Here is a 10,523-nt window from a genome sequence, read left to right as displayed (position 1 = left end):
TCTTCAACCCTCAGAACGCTACAGAAGTCTGCACATAAACCGTGCGCGGTTCCCCGACATACTTGCCCTTGTTGTTGTCATCAAACGACCGCGTGAAGTACTGCGTGTTGAAGATGTTCTTCACCCCCACCGCCACATTCAGATCCGACAACTGCGGCCCGAAGTCATACCCCGCGCGGCTGCTGAACAGCATGTAACCCGGGATCTTCCCGGTACTGCCATCGGCACTTTCCTTCGAAGTGTTGGCGTTGTCGGCGAACTGATCGCTCTGGAAGCTGCTGTCCAGATTCAGCTTCCATGGCCCCTCGGTGTAACCGACGCCAATCGTGCCCTTGTGTTTCGACGAGAACGGTACGCGGTTGCCCTTGTTCGGTCCGTCTTCGCGGATGGTCGCGTCAACGTAGGCGTAGCTGGCATAGACATCAAAACCGGCGAGCGCAGGGCTCAAGTCATCCAGCGCGTAGTTGATGCTAGTTTCTATACCCTGATGGCGGGTTTCACCACGGGCGATTACCGAGTCGTTGGTCTGGTTGCTTTCGTACTGGTTATCGAAGTTGATCAGGAACGCGCCGATCTCCGCGCGTAACGCACCGTTGTCATAGCGCGTGCCGACTTCCCAAGTGCGCGCCTTCTCCGGTTTCACTTCGCCGCTGGTTACACGGTTGGGCATCTGGCTGTATTGCACACTGCCGAACGAGCCTTCGGTGTTGGCGTACAGATTCCAGCTGTCGGTCAGGTGATAAAGCACGTTCAACGCCGGCAGTGCGGTGTTGTAGTCGCCCTTGTATTTGACGTTGGTCAGGTTGTTGGTCTGCTGCGATTCGATCATCTCGTAGCGCACGCCCGGGGTGATCGTCCATTTGCCGATGTCGATGCGGTCGTCGACGAAGAACGCATTGGCCTCGGTGCCGCCACGGGTGTCGCGGTCGTTGCGGCTGGCGGTGGTCGGGTATTCGTTACTGCTGATCGGCGTGCGATAGCGCAGCTCGTGGCCGGCCTCGTTGATATAGCGGTAGCCGACGCCGACTTCATGGCTGGTCGGGCCGAGGTCGAAGCCTTGGGCGAAACGGGTTTCCAGGCCGCGAACCCAATACTCTCGCGGCGACAGCGAAAGGAATGTGCCCTGATCCAGATAGCCGCTGCGCAAGGTCTTGGTGAAAAAGGTGTTGGCGGTGAATTCGCGGCGATCTTCCTGATAGCGATAGCCGAAGTTGAACATCGTCCGACGGCCCCAGAACTGGTCTTTCGGACGCGTCGATTGATACGGATCGGCGTCGTAATCAGCGACGTTCAGACCGCCGGGCATGTCGGCTTTCCCTTCGTAATATTGCGCCATGGCGTTGAAGCTGTTGGCCTCGTCGAGCTGGTATTTGCCCTTGAGGATCAGGTCGTCGATCTCGGTGTCGCTGTGTTCGCGCCAGTCACCACCACGGGTGCCGGAGTAGAGCAACGCGCCACCGAGGCCATTGGCGTTAGTGCCGCCGGCCAGCAGGTTGGCGCTGGTCTTGAAACCGTCATGGCTCGAAGATGGGCTGGTTTCCGTCTGGAAACCGCCCTTGACCGTTGGCTCGTCGGGAATCGCCCGGGTCACGAAGTTGACCACGCCGCCGACGTTCTGCGGGCCGTAACGCACGGCGCCACCGCCACGTACCACGTCCACGGCATCCATGTTGCCCATGCTGATTGGTGCGAACGATAGCTGCGGTTGGCCATAAGGCGCGAACGGCACAGGAATGCCGTCCATCAATACCGTCGAGCGCGCGGCCAGGCGAGGATTCAAACCGCGAATGCCGAAGTTCAGCGCCATGTCGTGGCTGCCGGTGCCGTTGTTTTCCGGGGCATTGACGCCGGGGATGCGGTTAAGCACATCACGCGCCTGAGTTGCGCCCTGACGTTCGAACTCTTCGCGGCGGATCACGTCGCGAGCACCGGGATGTTCGAACACGTTGATTTGCGCGGCGTCACCCAGCCAGTCGCCGACGACTTTCGAAGTGTCCAGCTCCAGCGCGGCATCCGCCACCGGTTGCAGGCTGAACGCGTTGTTGCCTTCGGTGCGCGCTTGCAGGCCGGTGCCTTCGAGCAGCGCATTCAAACCTTGTTCGGGCGTGTAGCTGCCCTCCAGACCTCGACTTTGCACACCGCTGGTGACTTGCGAACCGAATGAAATCAACACGCCTGCTTCACGACCAAACTGGTTGAGAGCGTTTTCCAGCGACGACGGCGCGATGTGATAAGCCTTGGCTTCAGCAGCCATCGCAACGGGCAGGGCACTGAAACTCAGGCTGGCGCCGAGGACAAGATTGCGCAGGCTGCGAGCCAGTGGTGTGAGGCGGGTGGAGTGCATGTCGGATGATCCTGAGAAGGTTGAATCAAGGGGGCTTTCCTTCTCTGTCACGCCAGATCTGAAAAACGGCTCATTTATTTTTCAAGATCAAAGGATCGTCCGATCGCGGCCCGAGCCTTCGGACGATCTTTTGATTCTGCTGCTTTAAACCCGCGCTTCGACGCTCACCCAGTAACGGGTAAAGCGCTTCACCTTTACCGGCAAACTGATTTCCAGCAGATCGAGAATCCGCTCGCTGTCGTCCAGTGGATACGTCCCGGAGATCAACAGATCGGCGACGTTCTTGGCGCAATTGAGTTGGCCGCGACGGTAACGGCCAAGCTCATCGAGGAAGTCGCCCAATCGCATATGCGCGGCCACCAGCATGCCGTCGGCCCAAGCGCCGCTGTTGGCATCCAACGGTTTGGCTGCGCTGACGGAGGTCGAGGTGAAACTCAGTTGCCGTGCAAGCGGCAACAGCATCGGCGCGCGCCCATTGCTGCTCAGTTCGACGCGACCTTCGAACAAGGCAACCTGCGTGCGATCGGCAAACTGGCGCACATTGAGACGTGCGCCGTGAGTTTCAAGAATGCCCTGAGCGGTGCGCACTTCGAACGATTGCTTGGCCGTCAGGAGGATTTCGCCTTCGAGCAAGCGTATCAGTCGCGCCGAGGCATCGACATCGGCGGCACTGGCGGTATTGAGTTGCAACTGATCGCCGGCACCAAGCGCCACCTTGCGCCGTTGCCCGATCGGGCTGCGGTAGTCGGCGAGGAACGACGGCAGTGGATTGTGCTCGCGCATGCCCCACGTGACGGCTGAGCCCGCGCCAAGAATCAGCAACAGTTTCAGTGCCTGACGACGACTGCCGGACTTCGCCCCGTTCAATGCCGCATGCGCCAGTGGTGAAGACACGCCGCGCAGACGCTGATTGACTCGTTGAATATGCTCCCACGCCCGCCGGTGTTCGCTGTGCGCCTCCAGCCATTGTTGCCAGGCGTGTTGCTGGCGCGGGGAGAGCGCGCCTTGCTGCATTTCCATCAACCAGTGCACGGCCTGTTCCGCCACCTGAGAGGAGAAGTCCGGTGTGCGGTTCATAGCGCGAAGTAGCAGCGCATTGCCGCTTTGTTCAGATGACGTTTGACCGTGGCCACGGAAATGCCGAGTTCGGCGGCAATCTGTGGATAAGTCAGGCCATCCACCTGCGCCAGTAGAAATGCGCGTTTGACCTGACGCGGCAAACCGTCGAGCAACTCATCCAGCTCCATCAGGGTTTGCAGGATGATCGCCTTGTCTTCTTCCGACGGCGCGACCATGTCCGGCATCTGCGCCAGGGTGTCGAGGTAAGCGCGTTCGACATCCTGACGGCGGTAATGATTGAACAGGACGCGCTTGGCCAACGTTGTGAGAAAGGCGCGCGGTTCGATGATCACCGGCGGCTCGCGGGCGGTCAGCACCTTGATGAACGTGTCCTGCGCCAGGTCTGCCGCGCTGTCCGGGCAACCGAGTTTGCGCCGCAACCAGCCTGTGAGCCAGCCGTGATGGGCCTGATAGAGCGATTCGACGGGATGGGCGGACGACAACGGTGAACTCCGGGCGCTTTCTTGACGCGGTAGAGAGTGTGCGTTAGAGAACAAGAACTGTTCGCATTGTAGGGGGTGAAGCGCTCAACCGGCAATCAGATGCTTTTGCGTATGAGAATATTTATCATTAATATTGCTCGCCTGTAGGTTCGGCTGATCGGCCGGACGTTTTTCGTTTCAGGGTCGAAACATGAAAGGCAAACTCGCCACACTTCCCATGTCCTATCGTCTGGCCGTCACCTCACGGGTGTTGGCCGCGGTGTTTGGCGGTTATCTCTTTGCGGCGCTGGCCAGTGTCACCCTGACACTGTGGCTGCCGCTGAGCCGTGCCGAAGCGGTGGTGACCGGCATGACCATTTCCTTTCTGGTCTACCTGGTGGCGGTGCTCTGGTGTTTTGCCTGTCGTACGGCATGGTCGGCCTGGGTCGGTTTGCTGGTACCGAGTGTGATTCTGGCAACTGTCTCTGGCGCGGCACGCGGATTGGGCCTGGCATGAAAGAGGGCTTTCGTCAGGCGATGGCCTGGCTGCACACCTGGGCCGGGCTGCTGTTCGGCTGGTTGCTGTTCGCGATTTTCCTGACCGGGACGCTGGCGTATTTCAAAGATGAAATCAGCCACTGGATGCAGCCGGAAATCCCTGCGCGATCGGTGAGTGCCGAGACCAGCCTGGCGCTGGCCCAGGATTATCTGCAGCAACACGCGGCTGGCGCCTCACGTTGGCTGATCGATCTGCCAGATGCCCGTGATCCCGGTCTTACCGTGCGCTGGCAGGCCGCGCCGGCGAAGCCCGGCGAGCGCGGGCGCTTCGAATCGAAAACCCTTGATGCGCAAACCGGCGCAGAAGTGCAGGGCCGCGACAGCATGGGCGGCGAGTTCTTCTACCGTTTCCACTTCCAGTTGCAAATGCCTTATCCGTGGGGCCGTTGGCTGGCGACCATTGCCGCGATGGTGATGTTCGTTGCGCTGATCACCGGGATCATCACCCACAAAAAAATCTTCAAGGACTTCTTCACCTTCCGCCCGCGCAAGGGCCAGCGCTCCTGGCTCGACGGGCATAACGCGGTGGGTGTGCTGGTGTTGCCGTTTCACCTGATGATCACCTACAGCAGCCTGGTGATTTTCATGTCGATGGTCATGCCGGCGAGCATCGTTGCGTCTTACGGCAGTGACGTGCGCACGTTTTATGACGAGGTTTTCCCGGCCTCGAAAACACCCGAGCGCGCCGCTATCGCTGCGCCGTTGGCGGCCGTGGCGCCGCTGTTGAGCAAGGCCCGCGAGCAATGGTCGGGCGGCCACACGGCGCGCCTTTCCGTGAGCAATCCGGGTGATGCCAATGCGACGGTGGTGCTGTCCCGTGCCGGCGACCGTGTGGTGCATGATTTCGGCCGCGCCGTGACCTTCAACGGTGTGACCGGGCAGATGCTCGGCAGCACACCGGACCAGCCGCTGGCGATGGCGGTGGGTGGCGCGTTCTATGGTTTGCACATGGGCCACTTCGCCGGGCCGGTCTTGCGCTGGCTGTACTTCATCTGCGGGCTGGCCGGCACGGCAATGATTGGCACCGGGCTTGTCATCTGGCTCGGCAAGCGTCAACTCAAACACGCCAAGAGCGGCGTGATGCCGTTCGAATTGCGGCTGGTGGAAGTGCTGAATATCGCCAGCATGGCCGGGCTGGTGTCGGCGGTCGCGGTATTCTTTCTGGCCAATCGTCTGTTGCCGGTGAGTCTTGCCGGGCGCGCAGATTGGGAGGTGAACGCGTTCTTCATGGCCTGGGGATTGAGTGTGCTGCACGCGATGTTGCGACCGGGGCGCAAAGCCTGGGTTGAGCAGCTTGTTTTCGGTGCTGCGCTGTTTGTTGCGGTGCCGCTGATCAATGCGCTGACCACCCCTTGGAATCTCGGTGTCGCGTTGATGCGGGGTGACTGGGCGTTGGCCGGTTTTGATCTGACGTGCCTCGCAACCGGTGTGTTTCTGGCGTGGGCCGCGTGGAAAATGCAGCGTGCTGGCAACACCGTCAGCATTAAAAAGCCCCGCCGCGAACAGGCCCGGCCGATCACCCTTGAACAAGGGGCGAACTGATGCTCTTGCCCTTGTTGCTCACCTACACCGGATTCACCGCGTTGTGCCTGTCGATGCCTCGTCACCACGATGAATTGCTCGGTCACAAACCGTCCACGCGTCGCCGCCAGGGCCTGAAAGTCGGCGGATGGTTATTGCTGTGTTTGTCGCTTTGGGCGGCGGTGAAGGCCAATGGCTGGAGCTTCGGTCTGGTCGACTGGTTCGCCGTGCTGATGCTCAGTGCCCTGGCGTTGGTATTGTTGCTGCCGTATCGCCCGCGTTTCGCATTGGCGCTGGCCGGGTTCAGTCTGCTGGCCAGCCCGGTCGCCGCATGGGCGCAGTGCTGAAGTGCTGATCGATCTGCCACCGGAATCCCGCGACGACGAGCCGCGTGGGGCGCGTGCGCATTTTCTTCAGGTGTTCCTGTCCCAGCGTTCGCAAATGGAAGCGCTGGTGAACCGGCGCGTCGGTTGCCGGGCGACGGCGGCGGATCTGGTCCAAGATCTGTTTCTGCGTTTCTGGCGGCGACCGCTGGTGCAGGTCGAAGAACTCAGCACCTATCTGCTGCGCTGCGCCGGCAACATCGCCATCGATCATCTGCGCAGCGAAGGCACACGCACGCGCGTCAACGAAGGCTGGCAACCGGAGGCGCCGGACAGCCACGGCAGCGAACCGCAAGCGGCGCTGGAAGCGGGCAATGATCTGAAGCATGTCGAAGCGGCGTTGCGCGCCTTGCCCGAGCGCACCCGGCAAATCTTTTTGCTCAATCGCATCCACGGTCGCAAATATTCGGACATCGCCAAAGCCATGGGCCTGTCCCAAAGTGCCGTGGAAAAACATATGATGCGCGCCCTCGAGGCCTGCAAGGCCAGCCTGCGCGAACCCGCGCCACGCCTGCCAGGGAAAGCACCGTGAAGCCATCCGACTCCGTCATCCCCACGCCCGCGCAAGAGCAGGCCGCGTTTGCCTGGCTGAGCCTGTTGCATGATCGGCCGAGTGCCGGCGATCAATTGACCTTCAGCCAATGGCTGCGCGCTGATCCGGCGCATGCCGAAGCGTATGCGCAGGCGCAAGTGCTCTGGGAATTGAGCGAAAGCCCGGCGCGCACGCTGGCCGATGAAGAGGCTGTGGCGTTGCAGGGCTATCTCGATGCGATGGATCGCCCGCGTCGTCCAGCGCTGTTGCGATGGTCGGGGGCGCTGGCGATGGCGGCGTGTCTGTTGTTGATGGTCAGCCTCGGCACCGGCTGGCAGCCGCAGCGCTGGATCGATGATCTGGGCGCCGATTACGTTTCGGCGCCGGGTGAAATTCGCACCGTGACACTGGCCGATCAATCGCAAGTAACGCTGGATGGCGACAGTGCGATTGCTGTGGATTTCAGCCGTGGCGAGCGGCATGTCCAGCTGCGTCGTGGTGCCGGATTTTTCACGGTTACGCACACCGGCGAGCCGTTTGTGGTCGAGGCCGAGAAAGGTCAGGCGCGAGTGCTCGGCACGCAATTCGAAGTGCGACTGCAGCCTCACGGTGCGCAGGTCACGGTGTTGTCCGGGCGCGTTGGCGTGACGGCGGATCGCGACGGCGAACAGCAGATTCTCACCGCTGGTCAGCAGGTTGCTTACGGCGAAGGCTCGGCGCAAAAGCTTCACGCTGTGGACAGCGAAGCGCAACTGGCCTGGCGTCAGGGTTGGCTGACTTATTACAAGTCGACGCTGGCCGATGTGGTCGAGGATCTGCGCCGTTATTACCCCGGGCGAATAGTGTTGCTCAACGATGAGCTGGCGGCGCGCAAGGTCAGTGGCAGTTTTCCGAGCAAGGATCCGCAGGCGGTGTTGAGTTCTCTGCAAGGAGTGATGGGGTTTGAGCAGCATCAGGTGTTGGGGCATCTGATTATTTTGCGTTGAGGCGGCTAAAGCCATCGCGAGCAGGCTCACTCCTACAGGGGAACGCATTCCAAATGTAGGAGTGAGCCTGCTCGCGATGGCGCCCGATCGAACACCACAAAAAATAATTTTCAAATGTTGGTGAGGTAAACATCTGCCCCATCCGTGTAGTGACTGAAACTGCGATTCATTCGCATCCGTTGCGGTTCTACACAGGTCATTGAGTCATGAAGTCCAGGGCAAAATCGGGTTCGGTCAAACAGTGGTTGGGCGTGTCGGCATTGAGTTTTTCGGCATTGGCATTGCTGCCGATAAGCGTGTCTCTGGCCGCTGAAACTACCAGCAGCCAGGCGCAAAAGCAGTTCAGTTTTTCCCTGGCTGCCAAGCCGCTGCCGCAAGCCTTGAGCGACTTCAGCCGCGTCACCGGGCAGAGCGTGGTCTACACCGACGAAGCGCCGTACGGCCTCACGGCGCCAGCAGTCAATGGCCAGATGAGTGCCGAGCAAGCGCTGCAACGACTGCTCAGTGGCTCTGGCCTGAACTTCCGCCGCACCGATAGCCACACGCTGGCGCTGGAGCCGAAACCCACCGAAGGCGCGTTGAACCTCGGCGCCACGACCATCACTTCGAGGCGCGACGAATCGATGAGCTACCAGCCGCCGGAAACCAGTTCGGTGATGCGCTCTTCGGCGTCGTTGCAGGAAATCCCGCAGACCGTCAACGTCATCCCGGCGCAAGTCATCCGCGATCAGGCGCCGCGCAATCTGGATGACGCGCTGGCCAATGTCAGCGGCATCACCCAGGGCAACACCTTGGGCAGCACTCAGGATTCGGTGATGACCCGCGGTTTCGGTGACAACCGTAACGGCTCGATCATGCGCGACGGCATGCCGATCGTGCAGGGGCGTGGCATGAACGCCACGGTGGATCGCGTCGAAGTGCTCAAAGGCCCGGCCTCGTTGCTGTACGGCATTCAAGACCCCGGCGGCGTGGTCAACCTGGTCAGCAAGAAGCCTGAACTGACGCAATACAACGCCCTGACCTTGCGCGGTTCGACTTACGGCGACGGCAAGAACGGCAGCGGCGGCACCTTCGACAGCACCGGCCCGTTGGGCGATTCCGGGCTGGCCTATCGCATGGTGCTCGACCACGAAGACGAGGATTACTGGCGCAACTTCGGCACCCATCGTGAAACCCTGATCGCGCCGTCGCTGGCCTGGTTTGGCGAGAGCACCAAGCTGCTGTTTGCCTACGAGCATCGCGAATTTCTCACGCCGTTCGACCGTGGCACGCTGATCGATCCACGCACCAATCACCCGCTGGATATCTCGCGCAAGGAGCGTCTGGACGAGCCGTTCAACAACATGGAAGGCCGCTCGGACCTGTATCACTTTGAAGCTGATCACGAGCTCAACGACGACTGGAAAGCGCACTTCGGCTACAGCTGGAACCGCGAAACCTACGACGCCAGCCAAGTCCGCGTGACGGCCATCGACACCAACAAGGGCACGCTGACCCGCAGCATGGACGGCACACAGAACGCGATCAGCACTGACCGTTTCACCACCGCCAGTCTTGAAGGCAAGGTCAAAGTGCTGGGCATGCAGCATGATCTGGTGTTCGGCGTTGATGACGAGTACCGCAAGATCTACCGCGAGGACTTGATCCGGCAGAAAAGCCTGACCACCTTCAGCTACCTCAATCCGGTGTACGGCCGCGAAGTCGCCGGTACAACCGTCAGCGCCCCCGACAGCGCGCAGACCGATGAACTGCGCAGTGATTCGGTGTTCATGCAGGACTCGATTCACCTCAACGACCAGTGGATTCTGGTCGCCGGCGGGCGTTTCCAGGAATACGACCAGTACGCCGGCAAAGGCGTGCCGTTCAAGGCCAACACCGACAGCAACGGCCAGAAGTTCGTCCCGCGCGCAGGTCTGGTGTATCGCTACACCGACGCCTTGTCGTTCTACGGCAGCTACACCGAATCGTTCAAACCCAACTCGACCATCGCCCCGCTGAGCGGCAGCAGCACCGTGCTCGACGGCAGTATCGCGCCGGAAGAAGCCAAGTCTTGGGAACTGGGCGCGCGCCTGGACATGCCGGGGCGGGTGACCGGTAACATCGCGTTGTTCGACATCAAGAAGCGCAACGTGCTGGTGGCCAACTCTGAAGGCCCGACGACGATTTACAGCGCGGCCGGCGAGGTGCGTTCGCGGGGTCTGGAAATGGATTTGACCGGGCAGTTGAGTGATCACTGGAGCATGATCGGCAGCTACGCCTACACCGATGCCGAAGTCACCGAAGACCCGGACTACAAAGGCAAGCGCCTGCAAAACGTGGCGAAGAATTCTGGTTCGTTGTCGGCGGTGTATGACTTCGGCAGCGTGATCGGTGGCGATCAATTGCGCGTCGGTGCCGGGGCGCGTTATGTCGGGGAACGTGCGGGTAACGCGGTGAATGATTTTGATCTGCCGAGTTATACCGTGGCCGATGCGTTTGCCACGTACGACACCAGGGTTGAGGGGCAGAAGGTCAAGTTTCAGCTGAATGTGAAGAACCTGTTTGATCGCACGTATTACACCTCGGCGGCGAGCCGGTTCTTTGTGTCGATGGGGGATGCGCGGCAGGTTTCGCTGTCTAGCACTTTGGAGTTTTAAGGCAAGATCAAAAGCCCCTCAC

The 10,523-nt window shown here is 60.8% G+C and carries 9 protein-coding genes; 6 read left to right on the top strand and 3 right to left on the bottom strand.

Annotated elements, in window-relative coordinates; all coding sequences use genetic code 11:
* Positions 1 to 10 precede the first annotated feature (10 nt).
* The 3 genes from fecA to PMI23_RS11820 all read right to left on the bottom strand — a co-directional run bounded on the left by fecA (position 11) and on the right by PMI23_RS11820 (position 3,906).
* Positions 11 to 2,344: a TonB-dependent Fe(3+) dicitrate receptor FecA gene (gene fecA, locus PMI23_RS11830; protein ID WP_007914177.1), complete on the bottom strand. Its 2,334-nt coding sequence runs from the start codon at positions 2,342 to 2,344 to the stop codon at positions 11 to 13.
* A gap of 144 nt (positions 2,345 to 2,488) precedes the next feature.
* Positions 2,489 to 3,421 carry a DUF4880 domain-containing protein gene (locus PMI23_RS11825; RefSeq protein WP_007914175.1) on the bottom strand — a complete coding sequence of 311 codons (933 nt, stop codon included), beginning with the start codon at positions 3,419 to 3,421 and terminating at the stop codon, positions 2,489 to 2,491.
* Positions 3,418 to 3,906: a sigma-70 family RNA polymerase sigma factor gene (locus PMI23_RS11820; RefSeq protein WP_007914173.1), complete on the bottom strand. Its 489-nt coding sequence runs from the start codon at positions 3,904 to 3,906 to the stop codon at positions 3,418 to 3,420. The genes PMI23_RS11825 and PMI23_RS11820 overlap by 4 nt, the downstream gene beginning before the upstream one ends.
* Positions 3,907 to 4,096: 190 nt before the next feature.
* Here PMI23_RS11820 and PMI23_RS11815 point away from each other — a divergent pair, with 190 nt between their 5' ends.
* The 6 genes from PMI23_RS11815 (at position 4,097) to PMI23_RS11790 (ending at position 10,501) form a co-directional block, all read left to right on the top strand.
* Positions 4,097 to 4,402, top strand: a complete 306-nt coding sequence (locus PMI23_RS11815; RefSeq protein WP_007914165.1) for a DUF3649 domain-containing protein — start codon at positions 4,097 to 4,099, stop codon at positions 4,400 to 4,402.
* Positions 4,399 to 5,985 (top strand): PepSY-associated TM helix domain-containing protein, encoded by a 1,587-nt coding sequence (locus PMI23_RS11810; protein WP_007914163.1) that lies wholly within the window; start codon positions 4,399 to 4,401, stop codon positions 5,983 to 5,985. The genes PMI23_RS11815 and PMI23_RS11810 overlap by 4 nt, the downstream gene beginning before the upstream one ends.
* Positions 5,985 to 6,311 (top strand): DUF3325 domain-containing protein, encoded by a 327-nt coding sequence (locus tag PMI23_RS11805; protein WP_007914161.1) that lies wholly within the window; start codon positions 5,985 to 5,987, stop codon positions 6,309 to 6,311. The genes PMI23_RS11810 and PMI23_RS11805 overlap by 1 nt, the downstream gene beginning before the upstream one ends.
* Position 6,312: 1 nt before the next feature.
* Positions 6,313 to 6,879: an RNA polymerase sigma factor gene (locus PMI23_RS11800; RefSeq protein ID WP_007914159.1), complete on the top strand. Its 567-nt coding sequence runs from the start codon at positions 6,313 to 6,315 to the stop codon at positions 6,877 to 6,879.
* On the top strand, positions 6,876 to 7,865 hold the full coding sequence (locus tag PMI23_RS11795) for a FecR family protein (RefSeq protein WP_007914157.1): 990 nt from the start codon (positions 6,876 to 6,878) through the stop codon (positions 7,863 to 7,865). The genes PMI23_RS11800 and PMI23_RS11795 overlap by 4 nt, the downstream gene beginning before the upstream one ends.
* Before the next feature lie 206 nt (positions 7,866 to 8,071).
* A complete protein-coding gene (locus PMI23_RS11790; protein WP_007914155.1) occupies positions 8,072 to 10,501 on the top strand; it encodes a TonB-dependent siderophore receptor in 2,430 nt (809 codons plus the stop codon).
* The last annotated feature ends 22 nt before the right edge of the window (positions 10,502 to 10,523 follow it).

The organism is Pseudomonas sp. GM24 (genome assembly GCF_000282235.1).
Classification (GTDB): domain Bacteria; phylum Pseudomonadota; class Gammaproteobacteria; order Pseudomonadales; family Pseudomonadaceae; genus Aquipseudomonas.
This window is presented reverse-complemented; position numbering and strand designations above follow the sequence as displayed.